Annotated in this window: 16 protein-coding genes; 9 read left to right on the top strand and 7 right to left on the bottom strand. The window is 36.8% G+C overall.

The window, feature by feature from the left end; all coding sequences use genetic code 11:
• Nucleotides 1–14: 14 nt before the first annotated feature.
• Nucleotides 15–1,601 carry a catalase gene (locus tag ACVYAD_RS18430; RefSeq protein WP_476427406.1) on the bottom strand — a complete coding sequence of 529 codons (1,587 nt, stop codon included), beginning with the start codon at nt 1,599–1,601 and terminating at the stop codon, nt 15–17.
• Between the two features lie 627 nt (nt 1,602–2,228).
• Here ACVYAD_RS18430 and ACVYAD_RS18425 point away from each other — a divergent pair.
• From ACVYAD_RS18425 to ACVYAD_RS18415, 3 genes are all read left to right on the top strand, one after another.
• Nucleotides 2,229–2,549 carry a DUF3784 domain-containing protein gene (locus ACVYAD_RS18425; RefSeq protein ID WP_476427405.1) on the top strand — a complete coding sequence of 107 codons (321 nt, stop codon included), beginning with the start codon at nt 2,229–2,231 and terminating at the stop codon, nt 2,547–2,549.
• Nucleotides 2,550–3,062: 513 nt separating this feature from the next.
• Nucleotides 3,063–3,224, top strand: a complete 162-nt coding sequence (locus ACVYAD_RS18420; protein WP_476427404.1) for a hypothetical protein — start codon at nt 3,063–3,065, stop codon at nt 3,222–3,224.
• Between the two features lie 915 nt (nt 3,225–4,139).
• Nucleotides 4,140–4,805: a hypothetical protein gene (locus ACVYAD_RS18415; protein ID WP_476427403.1), complete on the top strand. Its 666-nt coding sequence runs from the start codon at nt 4,140–4,142 to the stop codon at nt 4,803–4,805.
• A gap of 101 nt (nt 4,806–4,906) precedes the next feature.
• Here ACVYAD_RS18415 and ACVYAD_RS18410 read toward each other — a convergent pair whose 3' ends face one another.
• Together ACVYAD_RS18410 and ACVYAD_RS18405 are read right to left on the bottom strand one after the other, a co-directional pair.
• The gene (locus tag ACVYAD_RS18410; protein ID WP_476427402.1) at nt 4,907–5,341 is read right to left on the bottom strand and encodes a hypothetical protein; all 435 of its coding nucleotides are present in this window, start codon (nt 5,339–5,341) and stop codon (nt 4,907–4,909) included.
• Between the two features lie 14 nt (nt 5,342–5,355).
• Nucleotides 5,356–6,045: a B3/B4 domain-containing protein gene (locus tag ACVYAD_RS18405; RefSeq protein WP_476427401.1), complete on the bottom strand. Its 690-nt coding sequence runs from the start codon at nt 6,043–6,045 to the stop codon at nt 5,356–5,358.
• Between the two features lie 59 nt (nt 6,046–6,104).
• On the opposite strand from ACVYAD_RS18405, the gene queG reads away from it, so the two are divergent.
• A complete protein-coding gene (gene queG / locus ACVYAD_RS18400; protein WP_476427400.1) occupies nt 6,105–7,235 on the top strand; it encodes a tRNA epoxyqueuosine(34) reductase QueG in 1,131 nt (376 codons plus the stop codon).
• Nucleotides 7,236–7,249: 14 nt separating this feature from the next.
• Complete coding sequence (gene trmL, locus ACVYAD_RS18395; protein WP_053485736.1) at nt 7,250–7,723, top strand: tRNA (uridine(34)/cytosine(34)/5-carboxymethylaminomethyluridine(34)-2'-O)-methyltransferase TrmL; 474 nt, start codon at nt 7,250–7,252, stop codon at nt 7,721–7,723.
• Between the two features lie 168 nt (nt 7,724–7,891).
• On the opposite strand, the gene ACVYAD_RS18390 is transcribed toward trmL, so the two are convergent.
• Nucleotides 7,892–8,737: a VOC family protein gene (locus ACVYAD_RS18390; RefSeq protein WP_476427399.1), complete on the bottom strand. Its 846-nt coding sequence runs from the start codon at nt 8,735–8,737 to the stop codon at nt 7,892–7,894.
• 538 nt (nt 8,738–9,275) lie between these two features.
• Between ACVYAD_RS18390 and ACVYAD_RS18385 the strand changes: the two genes are divergently transcribed.
• Nucleotides 9,276–9,452: a hypothetical protein gene (locus tag ACVYAD_RS18385; RefSeq protein ID WP_170939047.1), complete on the top strand. Its 177-nt coding sequence runs from the start codon at nt 9,276–9,278 to the stop codon at nt 9,450–9,452.
• An 84-nt stretch (nt 9,453–9,536) separates the two neighbouring features.
• A complete protein-coding gene (locus tag ACVYAD_RS18380) occupies nt 9,537–10,367 on the top strand; it encodes an aldo/keto reductase (protein ID WP_349662145.1) in 831 nt (276 codons plus the stop codon).
• Nucleotides 10,368–10,417: 50 nt separating this feature from the next.
• On the opposite strand, the gene ACVYAD_RS18375 is transcribed toward ACVYAD_RS18380, so the two are convergent.
• The 3 genes from ACVYAD_RS18375 to ACVYAD_RS18365 form a co-directional block, all read right to left on the bottom strand.
• Nucleotides 10,418–12,595 carry a 5'-nucleotidase C-terminal domain-containing protein gene (locus ACVYAD_RS18375; protein WP_349662144.1) on the bottom strand — a complete coding sequence of 726 codons (2,178 nt, stop codon included), beginning with the start codon at nt 12,593–12,595 and terminating at the stop codon, nt 10,418–10,420.
• Between the two features lie 264 nt (nt 12,596–12,859).
• The gene (locus ACVYAD_RS18370; RefSeq protein WP_079563297.1) at nt 12,860–13,699 is read right to left on the bottom strand and encodes an RluA family pseudouridine synthase; all 840 of its coding nucleotides are present in this window, start codon (nt 13,697–13,699) and stop codon (nt 12,860–12,862) included.
• Between the two features lie 54 nt (nt 13,700–13,753).
• Nucleotides 13,754–14,179: a disulfide formation protein C gene (locus ACVYAD_RS18365; protein ID WP_349662143.1), complete on the bottom strand. Its 426-nt coding sequence runs from the start codon at nt 14,177–14,179 to the stop codon at nt 13,754–13,756.
• A 193-nt stretch (nt 14,180–14,372) separates the two neighbouring features.
• On the opposite strand from ACVYAD_RS18365, the gene ACVYAD_RS18360 reads away from it, so the two are divergent.
• Both ACVYAD_RS18360 and ACVYAD_RS18355 read left to right on the top strand, forming a co-directional pair.
• Entirely contained in the window at nt 14,373–15,488 is a 1,116-nt protein-coding gene (locus ACVYAD_RS18360) for a GAF domain-containing sensor histidine kinase (RefSeq protein ID WP_349662142.1), read from the top strand.
• Between the two features lie 12 nt (nt 15,489–15,500).
• A complete protein-coding gene (locus tag ACVYAD_RS18355) occupies nt 15,501–16,148 on the top strand; it encodes a response regulator transcription factor (protein WP_349662141.1) in 648 nt (215 codons plus the stop codon).
• Nucleotides 16,149–16,268: the final 120 nt, after the last annotated feature.

Genomic DNA, 16,268 nt, shown 5'->3' with positions numbered 1-16,268 from the left:
TTACTGTAAGGTTATTAATAAGGCTCTGCGTTATGACCTTTATCCACAGCGTCTTGAGGCGCTTTATCACCATCCATATTGCCAAGTGGCTTTGATGAAGAAGAATCATTCTGAGCTTTTTGTAACCCTTCTTTTAACAAGCGACCATACTCCACATCTGCTTCCTCCGCTAATGCGATCATCGCCTCTTGAATGGCAATATTACAGACAGCTAAATCACGAATTAAGTTTTCAAGCAGTTCATCTCGCTCCCATTGCTCAAAATTGCGATAGGTTTCTCCAGCTTGCTTCGTATTACTTTGACGATCAATGGATTCACGAACGAGATTGCCTTCCACATGTGGTGTATGTTCCTTAGCCGTTTGGGTAGTTTCCTTTAATCCATTTAACATCGAAGGCTCATAGTTAATATGAGGATTTTGTCCAGGAGCTAAATCACGCTTATACATCATTTGACCACCGTTTTGATTGGTTGCTACTCGTTTTTTAGGAGCATTGATAGGAAGTTGTAAATAGTTTGCACCTACACGATGACGCTGTGTATCAGAGTAAGAGAAAGTACGGCCTTGTAGCATTTTATCGTCCGAGAAATCCAATCCGTCCACAAGCACACCTGTACCGAAAGCAGCTTGTTCAACCTCAGCAAAATAATCTTCTGGATTTTTATTTAACACCATCTTACCAACGGGATACCACGGGAATTGATCATTAGGCCAAAGCTTCGTATCATCTAATGGATCAAAATCAAGCTCTGGATGTGGATCGTCCTCCATAATTTGAACGTTAAGCTCCCATTCAGGGTAATCACCGTTTTCAATTGCATCGTATAAATCCTGTGTAGCATGATTAAAGTTTTTCTTTTGGATATCTTCCGCTTCTTTTTGTGTCAAGTTTTTAATGCCCTGTAAAGGTTCCCAATGATACTTTACAAGTACTGCTTTACCTTCACTATTGACCCATTTATACGTATTAACGCCAGAGCCTTGCATCATTCGATAATTAGCAGGAATACCCCATGGTGAATAAATGAATGTTACCATATGGAAGGTTTCCGGAGAACTTGCACAGAAATCAAAAAAACGTTCAACGTCCTGAATATTTGTAATCGGATCAGGCTTAAAGGCGTGAATCATATCAGGGAATTTCATAGCATCGCGGATAAAGAAAATTTTTAAATTATTGCCGACTAAATCCCAGTTACCATCCTCAGTATAAAACTTTACAGCAAAGCCTCGTGGATCTCGTAATGTTTCTGGTGAATGGCCACCATGAATAACTGTTGAGAAGCGCACAAAAACAGGTGTCTGCTTACCCTTCCCCTGAAATACTTTTGCCCTTGTATACTTAGAAATAGGATCATCCCCGACAACACCGTATGTCTCAAAATAGCCATGTGCCCCTGCACCTCGAGCATGAACAACACGCTCAGGAACTCGTTCGCGGTCAAAGTGACTTATTTTTTCTATAAAATCATAGTTTTCAAGGGTTGCAGGTCCTCGATTACTGACAGTTCGTATATTTTGATTGTTAGTAATAGGGTGCCCCTGTCTATTTGTCAAAGTCATGTCATGCTCGTCTGTCGAATCATGTTGTTTTGTCATTGTATAACCCCTTTCTCTTGATATAGCCATTCTGTCCATATTAGGGGAGAACTAGACATGAAAAAACATCTTGCACACAAGATGAGTGAGAGTCAACTAAAGTGAATTATCTAAATATGTTTAAAAAACTGAAAATATTGATTTTGAGTATTTCAATATTGATATTAGTATTTTTTTAAATAAGATATATGGTTGCGTGGGTATAGAATAATGCAAGCAGTCAGGGAGATGTATCAAGTAAGAGATATATCTCTTACTTGATTGTTAGAAACAGATTAATCTTTAAAGAAATTTGTTTATTCATTTTAAGTGGATTATCAAAATATGTTTAAAAACCTGCAAAAGATGATTTTGAAAATTCCGAAATTAATGTTACGGTTATTAACAAGTTTGGGATAAGGGCTGCATGGTGATCATTGCTGATGGGCTTTCACTCTTCCTTAGACATTAGGTAAATTTAGTATCGTGGTTGTGCTAAGTGAACTGAAACTAATTAAAAACAAATGTAATTATAATTTTGTATGCTATCTAAGTAACTATTAATTACAAAATACTTCATGAATGTATTATAAGTATTTTTATATGTTTAGTTTTTCATCAGATTAATAAATGAAGGGTTGAAAAGATTTGTCTTTAAATACGGACTTCAATACGGCAGTAGTTATTTCAATTCTTGTAGGAGTATGTTTTATCGTAAGTGGTTGGTCAATTTGGAAAAAGAAAAGGTTAAATATTATAGCTGGTTATCAAGATTCTGAGTATAAAGGAGACAAAGAAAAGTTAGGGAGAATTAGGGGGATATATTCAATAGTAATTGGCTTACTAATTTTAATTACCCCATTAGGCATTAAATATCTAGGTAATTGGTTTTCATGGGGGTTAGTGGGGATTTTCGTGCTATTAACACTTTTCATTTTGATTCAAATTAATTTTAAAAGCGAGGGATGACTTTAATTTAATATAAGGAGGAGATGAATAACCATGAGTAAATTACTAGACCTCTATGATAGTTGGTGTCCTTTGTGCATAAAAATAAAAAAATATTCAACGATTAGATTGGTTTCATTTGATTGAATTTCAAACAATTAGAGAAGATATTTAAATAGCAAATATAAATTGGTATCTTGGTTCTATATATTTTTTATAAGTTTATTATTTAATTTTTAATTTCTATTATAAGCGCATTATCTCAAAATCCTTTAAGCTTAAAGAAAAAATGATGTAATTATATCTCAAATATTACCGCAAGGATGGGGTTTTTTTAGTAAAACCCAAGAGAAGAATATTTGAGTGTTTATGGAGCAAATAGTAAACACTCTCCTAATTTGCCCAATGAAAATGTCAAATTTATTTGGCATAAACAGATTTGGAAGGGTACAAGGACCAGAAATAGGCTTATTTTTTTTGCAAACTTCAAGAGGAAGATTTTGAAATTATGATCACTTTTATGGGGTGTGAATTGTGTCGACAATGTTTGTATTCTCAATTGCTACGATGGGATTAGGTTTAGCAATATATACAGTCTCACAATCTGATGATTTAAAGAAAAAGCTATTGCAATTAGAGAAAGAAATAAAAGAAATAAAAGACACCTTGGATTTTTTTATTAATTTGAGGAGATAGAAAATGCCGTATAATGGATTAAAATATATTTGGTTTTTTATTATGTCTTTTCGACGTAGTCTTATTGCTAAGATGGTTTCTTCTTGATGAAATATTATTAGATCAATTACTTGCCTTTGTATAAAAGGGGAATCTTCTACGTTGCTTCTTTATTCATTAATGCAAGATGAGGTAATTATAAGCACCTAAAAAGCCCTCCCACACACAAGGTGTAAGAGAGCTATTGGATGGCGTTTTCGAATGATTTATTAAGTTTACAGGTATGGCCATTGCTTATAGTTGGTTATTAGTCATTGGTCATAAAGTAACAGGTAACTTGTCATTGGTTTCGTTTAAGTTAGCTCCAAAAAGCTAGTTTTGAAAACAGCACATCCAATTCGATATGAAGTCTCATCGACTCCATAACCTATTGTATACATTTCCTTATGATATGAAAAGCTCTGATTCATCTGACATACTGTAAGTCGTTACTAAATAAATTACAAACTCTAATAACGAGCAAAAACTCATGTTTGTTACAAATTTCCGAAAGACTATCAGTGACATGTTGTAGAAAAATGTCAAAATTATTTCATGTTTGAATTCGTTTATTCCTGTACATGCTTTTCCTATTCTTTATAGTCGTAACCTTGATATATAAGGCTTTATTGATTTTTAATAGATGTTTCCTTCGGTGCATTCGAGCATATAGAATATCTGTTTCAGCTATTTTAATGTACAAAAAAAGCTTTTATTTTACCGAAATGTCGAAAATTGGCGAATGATAATTATGGTAATATACATACGGTTTTGTAAGAATTGTAATAAGAGGATATTAAATAGAAATTTAAGTATTTATTTTACTATAATTCTATTCCATTGAATCTAATAACGTATAAATATTTTTATTGATATGCATTCGGAGGGAAAAAGGTAATGAAGAAAGCTTTATTATTACTTCTAGCAGTTATGCTAGTTGGATGTTCCGGAGAGGGAACAGAGAAGAAAAAAGAGGCAGATGTAAAAAAAGAAGATTTTGTAGAGAAAGAACCAGCTGAGGAAAAGAAAGTCGTTCCAGTAAAATTTGAAGAGGTTGATCCTGAATCAAAGGCTGCGGTAGAAAAGCTTGTTAAAAAATACAATGTCAAAGTTGATGTGTTCAAACAGGATCCAGAAGATCCAATCGAATTAGACATGATTTCAGAACCAATTACTAGTGAACTGAATAAAGAAGAGAATAATACATTCTCACAAATCTTATTAGAAACTGATTTTAATCAATATAAGGGTCATTATAAAGTAGAAGCTAAATATAACAATGATAAAAAAATAATTGGATATGGTGTTTCTATGGAAGGAGTGCCAGAAAACGAAGTAAATGAAGATGGAGATGAATGGGGAGAAGGAATTGCCTCCGCTATATCCATGGCTGCTATATTAGGGGTGAATGTAGATAAACTTCTTGAAGAATTAGAGAAAGCTGGAAATGAGAATAAAGGTACTCATACTTATACTGATTCTAATACTAATCATAATGTAACTTTTCTTATTGCTGACATGGATTTAGGGAAAATTGGAATTAATTTTGATTTAACAAAGTAGAAAAAAGCATCCAAAAATGAGCTGCACTCCAATTGATAAACTCAATTGGAGGTACAGTTCAAAAAGGATGCTTTTTTTTATTGCAGTATTTTACGATCTGATTAGAAATAACGAGAATCATCAAAGTTGATTTCAACACTATCTGGCTCATACATAGCAATTTCATAAAGCATTGTAGTTTCACCATAACCCATGCGTACACTTTCTTTTTCATGCATACTAAACTCCTTGCAAAGCTCGACATCTGCGCGGAGTTGTGTAGCGAGTTCAATCGCTTCAACTAATGCTAGTTTTTCTCCTTTAAAGTCTACTGAGTTTTTTATATTTGCTTCATATACTAAACGATCTAATGTACGAACATCGAGACGTACTTGAGCCAATTCTGCTTCAATTACGTTCATTGCACGATTACTCGTTTTAGGTGCTTGTCCTTTTTCAACAGTTACAAAAGCGCTACGTTCTAATTCGCCAATAAGCTCCTGAACTTTTTTTCCTAAAATACTCTTTAGCTTAACGGCTTCTGCAAGATTAATCATGAATACACGTCCTTTTACAGTGTTGTAGATGGTGCTGCGTTTGTTAATAGGGCCATTTTATAATCGCCACCATGAACTTGGTTAAACATCTTACTAGCAGAGGTAAGAAGCTCTTTCGCATTTTTTTCTGATAATGATGGACGAAGGTAAAAAATATGTAGAGCCTCGGTCGTTTCCTCTGAAACAGACGTACGTTTAGAATCGACAAATGGTGACCCAAATGCTCCTTCAGCATCACAGCTATAAAGGATATTTTTTAATGCATTAAAACGACCATTTAAACCTTCATAGCCAGTATCCTCGTTGCCAAGTGCGATTTCTATATTTCCTTTTAGTTCAGCCATATCATATAAGCCTACTGGAATCTCATATTGGAGAGAGAAGAAATTATTTAAATCAACGCCTGAGTGAAGGGGTGTTAAATAATTTTGCTTACTAATTCGGCGCATTAAGCTTTCTGCTGAGTGACGATAGCGGTTTGGATCTGCACCAAGCTCTTTCCATAATTGTCGCCATTCTGCGATACCCTCACGTTGAGTTACAGGACGATCTTGCATTTCTAAAAAAAGGTTTTCCTGATACAATTGCATGCGGCCTTTAATCATTTGAGGGGATTCTGCGACGACAATTTTGGTATAATGAATAATGCCGATTTTTAGCTCGGGATGTTGTGTCAATAAAGATTGATTAATTGAAATGTCCATAAAACATCACCTACTTTATCTATTTCTATTATTGTACCATGTAAGGAGTTGGGAATAAAATGAACATACATGACCTACAACGTGAATTTGTGGCGTATGCAATGTCCATTGGTGTAGACAAGATTGGCTTTACAACAGCAGCTCCATTTACAGAATTAAAAAATAGACTGCGTCGTCAGCAAGAGCTTGGCTATCAGTCTGGCTTTGAAGAAAGCGATGTTGAAAAACGTACCGAACCCCTACAATTGTTAGAGGGAGCAGAGAGCATTGTGGCGATCGCTGTAGCCTATCCGTCGCGTATGCAAAATGCACCTGTTGGCAAGAAGGGAGCAAGACGCGGGATTTTTTGCCGTGCTTCCTGGGGTGTCGATTATCATACAGCATTACGTGAGCGCTTGAAATTATTATCAGCCTGGCTTGAGGAACGTATAGAAGGTGCACGTATTGAATCAATGGTTGATACGGGGGCACTTGTGGATAGGGCAGTTGCAGAACGTGCTGGGATAGGCTGGAGCGGAAAAAACTGCTCGATTATTACACCTGAGTTCGGTTCATATGTATATTTAGGAGAGCTTATTACGAATATCCCTTTTGCGCCTGATAAGCCTATGGAGGATGAGTGCGGGGATTGCCGTTTATGTTTAGATGTTTGTCCAACAGGCGCGTTAATCGAGGGGGGACAACTAGACTCGCAACGTTGTATAGCCTTTTTAACGCAAACTAAGGGAATGCTACCTGATGAGTTTCGTACCCATATTGGTAATCGTTTGTATGGATGCGATACATGCCAGACTGTATGCCCAAAGAATAAAGGCAAAATTAATTGGATACATGAGGAATTTAAGCCTGATCCAGAGCTTGCAAAGCCATTACTTGTTCCACTTTTAACGATTTCAAATCGTGACTTTAAAGAAAAGTTTGGACATGTTTCTGGTTCGTGGCGGGGGAAAAAGCCAATTCAACGCAATGCTATTTTGGCACTTGCACACTTTAAAGAAGAAGCTGCGGTACCAGATTTAATAGCACTTCTTGAAAAGGATGAACGACCTGTTATTCGGGGAACAGCAGCATGGGCTTTAGGGAAGATAGGCGGGGAGCAGGTCCAATCTGCATTACTTGAGGCAAAAGCAAAAGAACGAGACGAGGAAGTACTCGTTGAAATTGATAAAGGTTTACAATTTTTTAGTTAAGGAAGTGTACCGTTATGCCATTGCATATCGTTTTATATCAACCAGAAATTCCAGCGAATACGGGAAATATTGCACGCACATGTGCTGGCACAAATACCTCATTACATTTAATCCGTCCACTTGGCTTTTCCACGGACGATAAAATGCTAAAACGTGCTGGTTTAGATTACTGGCATAGTGTAAATGTCGTATACCACGATTCGCTAGAGGATTTTTTAGAGGCATCCAAAAATGGTGACGTTTATTTAATTGAGACATATAGTGAAGAGCCCTTTACGACACATGATTTTAGTGATAAAGATCGTGATATTTACTTTATGTTTGGAAAAGAAACGACCGGCCTGCCAAAGGATTTTGCGTATGAGCGTCGTGATATGTGCTTACGTATTCCTCAGAGTGAGCATGTTCGTTCACTCAATCTATCGAATACAGCAGCCATTGTTATTTATGAAGCGTTGCGTCAACAAGGATATCCAGGATTACATTAAAAAGAAACTGATCAAAACATTAAAAAGCGCGAGAAATCAATTTAGAAATGTTGATTTCTCGCGCTTTTCTGATGTGGAATTTTTTATTTTATTTCTGCAAGTGACGGAAAGAACTCCGCAAGCGACGGAAACAATCCTCAAACCGCCGGATAGCCCGTCATATCACTATTAAAATTTCATTAAAACAACGATACCTGATGGGTCCTCTGTTTGGAAACCTCCATCTATATCAGTAACAGGTGCACCAATTGCACGAAGATTTTCTTTCATTGTTGCTGCTTGCTCTTCATTATCTAGACGCAGTGAAAATGTTTGTAAGCCAACCTGATTTTCACCAAGCTTTGGAGCGTTTTCAGAGTGCCAAGTGTTTAAACCGATATGATGGTGATAGCGGCCAGTTGAGATGAATAAAGCTTGTGCGCCATAGCGAGTGACAATCTCAAATCCTAACCCTTTTGTATAAAATTCCTCTGCAGTAGCTAAATTAGATACTGATAAATGAATATGCCCCATAACCGTATCAGCTGGAAGGCCATCCCATTTACCATCGCCCTCCTCTAGTATAGAACTGATTTTAAGAGGTTCAGTCACCATATGCACTTGGTCGAAATGCCAAGTCCATTCATTTTCAGGACGATCCGCATAAACCTCAATACCATTATTATCAGGATCATTTAAATAAAGTGCTTCACTGACATCATGGTCAGACGCTCCGAAGTATACGCCCTTGTTATGGAAATGAGTAATGATATTTGCTAAATCACGACGAGTAGGCAATAAAATGGCAAAGTGATAAAGGCCAGTTGTTAAGCTCGTTTTTTCTTCTACTGTTTCAGGTTGGACGATTGTCAGTAAAGCTGTTTTACCATCAGCTGTTAAAGTTGCTCTATGTGACTCCTGATGTAAAACTTTAAAACCAATTACCTCCTGATAATAAGTTAATGAACGTTGTAAATCACTCACTTTAATTTCAACATTTGTGACATATGTGTTAGGTTTTTCATGAAAATGCATAGCCAATTACCTCCAAATAAAAGTTATTATTAATTATCAACTTACTTTATGTAAGTAAGTTTATTTTATAAAGTGTAGAAAGTCAAGTAATTATATTGTTTCAAAAAATATGAGAAATAACTAAAGCGGCTATCGGACGCCCCAGGAAAAGCACTCAGTCGGAAATAGAAATTAACTCCTCGCTTTGCCTATGAGCGCAACTTTATTTAATATGACAACTTATTTTCTTTGCGGTAATAGTTTTACATAAACAAAAAAATCACTAAGCACATACTTACGCTTAGTGATTTTCTTGAGGTATTATTTTTCTGATCTGTAATCGCCTTCGTAACCAGCAGTGAAAATAGCAGTTAAGAATGCTACAGTTACACCAATAATTAATAATAAACTCATGGAAGTACCCTCCTCATGTTTATAAAGACATCTCTTTTTAGTATAGCCTATCTACTATAAAAATGAAACGACGTAGCGGAATAAAATATGTCAGAAATGGTTCAGAAATAACTATTTAGGGAAAACTATAAGAGAGGTGATGATAATGGAAAAAAAGGTTCCAAACATAGAAAACGGTACAATGGCTAGAAATTTTAAAGATTTACAGGATTTGGGGAAGCAGATGGAGCATTTACGTGACGGTCAAGAGCTTATAGAAGATGATCGAATTCCAGACCCTATCCAAGTGGATGATTATGAAGAGAAAGCAGAAGAACAATAAGTAATTCCCCCGGAAACTTTTCTTATGTTTCTTAAAACCTATTTTTTGTATAATGGAACTAGGAAAAGAAAGGGGTTGTTATTCTTGAATTTACAATCAACAAAAACATTAACAAACGGTGTGGAAATGCCTCGCTTTGGCTTAGGTGTTTATAAAATGACAGAGCGTGATGAGACTTTGCAGGCTATTGATAAAGCTCTTAAATATGGCTACCGAGCTATAGATACTGCTTCGCTTTATGGTAATGAGGCTGAGGTGGGTGAAGCTATTCGTCATTCAGGCGTTAAACGTGAGGATATTTTTGTGACGACAAAGGTTTGGAATAATGACCAAGGTTATGATGAAACATTACGAGCTTTTGAAGTATCTTTGAAAAAGTTAAATATGGACTATTTAGATTTATATTTAACGCATTGGGCAGTTCCAGAAACATTTGAAGAGACGTATAGAGCAATTGAGCGTTTATATGATGAAAAACTAATTCGTGCAACAGGAGTCTCAAATCACCATGAGCACCATTTACAAAAGTTGTTAGCTAAAGCGAATATTGCACCAATGGTCAATCAAGTAGAGGTGCATCCATATTTACAGCAAGATGCATTAAGAGCATATTGTAACGAGCATGGAATTGCTGTTACAGCATGGTCTCCATTAGGTCGCGGTGGTGTGCTTGATAATCCAATGATTATGGAAATTGGTCGCGAAATAGGGAAGACAGCTGCTCAAGTAGTGCTGCGCTGGCATTTACAAAATGATACACTTATTATTCCAAAGTCTGTGACACCAAGTCGTATTGAGGAAAACGCACAGATTTTTGATTTTGAATTAACATTAGCACAAATGGATAAAATAGCTACAGTAAATCGCAATGAACGATTTGGGCAAGACCCAGATAACTTTAAATTTAATTTTTAGTGCAATAGAAATCCCGCTCTCTAATTTGAGATGCGGGATTTTCTAATGTATTATTTAGATTCTTTTACAAAAGGAACGTAGTTAGAAAGCATTTTTGCCATATGTGCACGTGTAGCGTTGTTACCAGGCATAAATTTGCCGTTTGCGCCGCTAACAATCTTTAAGTCTTTCAGAAGTGCGATAGCATCTTGTGTTTCAGCGTCGTATTTAGAAATATCACTGAAATCAGCTTTTAAACCTGTTTTTGCGTCATGTTGTAAGTTATAGGCACGAGCGAACATTAATGCAAGTTGAGCACGAGTTACCTTTGCATTAGGATTGAATTTACTACCATTCACACCTTTTACAATTCCAGCTTCAGCAAGTGCTATAATTTCTTTTTGTGTTTCAGCATTTACATTAGCAATATCCGAGAATGTTGCTTGCCCTTTAGCTTCAAGCTTTAAGGCACGTGAGATAAATGATGCAGCTTGAGCACGAGTTAAGTTTGCGTTTGGTGAATAAATTGTTGCAGAAGTACCGTTTGTTAAATCACGGTAATAAAGGTCGCGAACATAGCCTTCTGTTTCTGATCCTTTTACGATATCTGTAAATGGAACTGATGCAATAATACGACCTTCTACTTTTGCATCAACTTTTTTCAGTGTATTTAAGTGTTCGATAAACATTTCATAGTCAATTGTACCAGGTTCACTTACACGGCCGTCTTCATAAACTTTTTTCAGTGTATCATAGCCGTCTCCACCTTTAGCAGTAAAAGTGTTTGTTGCAGCTTTATAATAGGCTGCTTTATCTAGTTCTTTACCATTTAATTTAATAGATTTTATACGTTTACCAGCGGGTGCTTTTCCATCAAATTCTACTTGTAAACCTGAGAAGTGTAAGAAGCCACCAAACTCTTTAGGGAACTCTTTCACACTATGTTCAGCAATTTCATAGATTTCAGCACCTTTTAATTTTACGATGCCAAGTGCATTACCGAATGGCATGACTGTCATAACTTCGCCAACAGTGATATCTCCTGCATCAATACTTGCGCGGATACCACCACCATTTTGGAAAGCAAATTGTACTTCAGGGTCAATTTTTTTAGCACCAGCAAGCATACCATCAGTAATTAAGTTACCAAGGTTTGTTTCTCCAGCACGAACACCCCAAAGATTACGACCGCCATTTAGCGGTGAAACAGCTGTATTACCTGTTGATTGATTTAATATTTTCGAGATTTTCTCTTTATATGGAGCTAAAAGTGCTGTAGCTTCAGCGTCAGCTTCTACAGGCTTTTCTTTATCATTTAGAGCATGTAATTGACCGAAGTAGTCAACAACAGCACCGTTACTGTCGAATGTTAAGTCTAATTCACCTAAATTTTCGCTATATTGACCTGTTTGAACGATAATTGTAGGGTTCTTAAACGATGTTTCAGCTTTCACAGGCTTGTCTAATTTTGTATGTGTATGACCACCTACGATTACATCAATGCCTTCTACAGCTTTCGCTAGTAATTGATCATTATCCCATTCTACGGAGTCATCGAAGCCTATGTGAGTTAATGCAACAATTTTGTTAACACCTTGTTTTTCAAATTCTGCTACTGCTTTTTTCGCAGAATCGATATAATTCGCAAATTTCACGTTAGCAACGCTTGAAATCGAAGGTGTTTCTTCTGTTGTTAAACTGAAAATACCTACTTTTTCTCCGGCGATTTCTTTAATAATACCGTCGTATATTTTACCGTTTTCAAAGTCTTTAGTGACTGTTTTGAATTGTAAGCCGTCGAATAAAGAATCCTTTGAAAAGTCTAGGTTACTCCCCAATAATGGGAAATCAGCACCCTTAACGAATTTAGCAAGTGCAGCATGTCCTTCTGGGCTTGATCCTAAGTCGAACTCATGGTTACCAAAAGTCATGGCATCATAACCCATTAAGTTCATTAACTTCATATCAGCTTCTCCAGCAAATTCGTTAAAGTATAAAGTACCAGAGAAAACGTCACCAGCATCTAAAAGAAGTGAATTTGCATTTGCAGCACGAAGTTCTTTTACTTTTGTTGCACGCTTTGGAGCATCCTCAGCGTGTGCATGTGTGTCATTTGAGTGTAGAACTGTTAATTTGAAACCATCTTTCGTAGCAGTTGGTGTTGTTTCCGCTGCATGTGCGGCAAAACCGGGTGTAGCTAGTAAACTCGCAACTAGAGTTGTTGCTGCAATACTTTTAACCCATTTCATCAATAAATTCCCCCTTATATTAGTCAGATGACTGATATTTCACTCTAATTCTATCATGAAAGAAATCTATCGTCATTACCAATAATGGAAATGTATATTAAATTTGCTGTAAAAAATAGATGAATAAAATGTAAAATAATATATTTATACTTTTTTAGAATAATAAGGAAGTCATTTTGAAGTAAAGGCTCATTTCCATAACGGAAATCAGCTTATATAAAAAAACTGCACCTCCGATTGTTAGCTGGAAGTGCAGTACAACAATTATTTCTCGTCCTTTACAACGATCTGCTTATTTAAAAATGGATGCTCGAATTCCAATTGAATAGCATGAAGCTCGTAATCATCACTTGCTGTTTCTCTTGCTCCATACATTGTATCGCCAATAATCGGATGACCAAGATGTGCTAAATGTACGCGAATTTGATGTGTTCTCCCTGTTTCAAGAATTAGATGAACAACACAAGAGCTTTTATAGCGAGCTACAACTTCATAGTGTGTAACTGCATGTTGTCCAGTTTTAGAAACGACACGTCTTGTTGCATGATGTCGGTCTTTCCCGATTGCTTCAGAAATTGTGCCAGATGAAGAACGTAAATTTCCTTGCACTTCTGCAGCGTATGTTCGAATAATTGATTTTTCCTCAATCATACGGTCAAAGATTGATTTTGCTAAGGGATGTTTTGCTACAAGTAATAAACCTTGTGTCCCTCTATCTAAACGATGCACATGCTCCGCATAAGTGCCGCCTTGCTGTTTAATATGGGCCATAACATGATTCATACAAGTATGAGTATCACGCTCATCATTTGGATGTGTCGACATGCCTTTTGGTTTAGAAACGATCAAACAATGGTCATCCTCATAGACGACATCAATTGCACAAACCGGTGTCGGTTGATAATTTGATGTCGGAATCGGGAATGTAAATTTTATGATTGTTCCTACTTGTAGTGGGTCTTTCCATTGAATAGGCTCTCCATCAACAGTTGTGATAGCCTTCGCCATTCTTAGTTCATGGACTAGCTTTTTGCCGAGTCGCCAATGATTGCGCAATAGGTCCTCGACTGTCAAATCATTCGTATTTATTTCATAGTGAAACATATATCTTCCTCCGTAGAAAAGACCGTATTCCAATTGTAGAACACGGTCTAGAAATTAATTTGCTGCTTTAGCAGCCTTCATTACATAGAAGCTTGCCCCTGCAATTAAAATAAATGCAGTTAACGCTAAAAATGGGATTGTGATAAAACCTAACCAGTTGATATATTGACCAGTACATGAAACAGGACCACAAGAAGGTGCGGTTTCAGCTAAAAAACTAAGCTTTTGAATACCATAATGATAAAGTGATATACTGCCTCCCATAATGGCAAAAACAGCAGTTGTTACAGCAATACGTGCATTTTTTTGGATAAAGGCAATCGTTGTCATAATGACAATTGGATACATGAAAATTCGTTGGTACCAGCACAATTTGCAAGGTTCATAATGACGGATTTCTGAAAAGTATAAGGAACCCAATGTTGCAACGACAGAGACAATCCAAATAAATAATAAGCCATTCTCTACTTTTTTAGACATATAAGTTCTCTCCTTAGTATAACCATGTACTTGTTCGATTATAGTTGTTCTAGTTTTATATGTAAATTAACTTACCCAAAATAAGGTATATCCTTATGAAAAATTTCAGTCTAAAGTATGAATGGCTTAGGCAGACGTTCCAGACTTTGAAATGTTATCATTAAATTAGCAATGCCAAAGAAGAGGTGTTTTTGTGAGGGAAAATGATCATTCCAATATTGGTATTTTAAAAGAGATTGCAGAGTTATTAAACGAAGAAACTGAAATTGTGTCGATGTTAAAAGGAGCACTTGTGAAATTTTTAAATGGCACAAATTTTGAAACAGGCTGGATTTTTTTTATCGATGAAAAAGGGCGATCAGAGCTTGTTGTCCATGTCAATTTACCAGAGGCTTTGGAGTATAAAAATTGTCATTATTTAAAAAAGGGAGGCTGTTGGTGTGTTTCCCGCTATCGTAATGAGGAATTAAAGAAAGCCTCTAATATTATTGAATGTCAACGTATCGAAAGTGCAATTGATGCAAATGTAGGTGATCATGAAGGCATCACACATCATGCAACGGTTCCGCTTCAATCAGGGCAAGAGCGTTTTGGTGTCCTAAATGTTGCATCAAAGGATACCGTGCGTTTTTCAGAGGAAGAGCTAGCATTACTTGAATCGGTTGCATTTCAGATGGGATCGGCCATTAAGCGTATTTTACTGACAAAGCAGGAGCAGGAAATGGCACTTGTGAAGGAGCGCAATCGTCTAGCCCGAGATCTACACGATTCTGTCAATCAGCTACTTTTTTCGGTTACATTAACGGCGAGAGCTGGTATTGAAATGACAAACGAGTGTGATGTGAAGGAAACGTTTAAGGAAATTCAACACTTAACACAGGATGCCTTAACAGAAATGCGTGCTCTCATTTGGCAGCTCCGTCCAAAAGGATTAGAAAATGGTTTACTTGAAGCGATCAAAGTGTATGCTGAAATGCTTGGCTTAAAGCTTCATGTAACGGTCTCAGGTGTACTGCAATTCCCATCGCGTATCGAAGAAACATTATTTCGGGTAGCCCAAGAAGCACTTAATAATGTTCGTCGTCATGCCGGGGTTCTGGAGGCTGCACTTTATATTACGGTTACTTCTACAGATATTTTACTTGTTATTCGTGATGAAGGACGAGGCTTCGTCATCGATCATAACACGAAGCTACTTTCGATAGGCTTGCAATCCATAAAGGATCGTGCAAAATCAGTTGGTGGGAAAGCTGACTGGGTTAGTGAAATTGGCAAAGGAACAGAGCTGTTAATCCGCTTGCCATATTAGGGGGGGAAGAGTATGATACGTGTTTTAATCGCAGATGATCATCATGTAGTACGTCGGGGATTATTGTTTTTCTTAAAAACACAGAAAGATATTGAAGTTGTAGGAGAAGCAAAAAATGGACTAGAGGCAGTAGCATTAGCGGAAAGTATACAGCCAGATATTATACTCATGGACTTGGTAATGCCTGAAATGGATGGTATTCAGGCAACAAAGCGCATTAAAGCTAAGTTTCCGCAAATAGAAATTCTAATGCTGACAAGCTTTTCAGATCGTGATCATGTGGTACCAGCTATGGAGGCAGGAGCTGCAGGCTATCAGTTAAAAGATATTGAGCCTGATGAGTTGGTATTGTCCATTTGTCGTATTATGCGAGGAGAAAATACATTACATCCAGAAGCAACAACGACTCTAGAAATGGACCGTCAAGAATCGAAAAATGCACCTCATGTTTTAAATCCGCTAACACCTCGTGAACAGGATGTGCTTGCAGAGCTTACTAAAGGGAAAAGTAATCGAGAGATTGCGTCCTCTTTATTCGTTACAGAAAAAACAGTGAAAACTCATATTTCTAATATTTTTACGAAGCTACAGGTACAGGATCGTACTCAGGCGGCTCTTTATGCTGTGAAGCACGGACTGACAGAGGGTAGCGGTGTTTAAAAGATAATAAATGTAAAAGGCGAGTTTCTACAAATTGTAGCAACTCGCCTTTTTTGTATAGGAAGGTGTGGAATGTGACTCGGGAAGCGCCGATGATAAGTACTTAGGTTGTTTTTTCTT

This window comes from Lysinibacillus sp. G1-3 (assembly GCF_056322905.1).
This window is presented reverse-complemented; position numbering and strand designations above follow the sequence as displayed.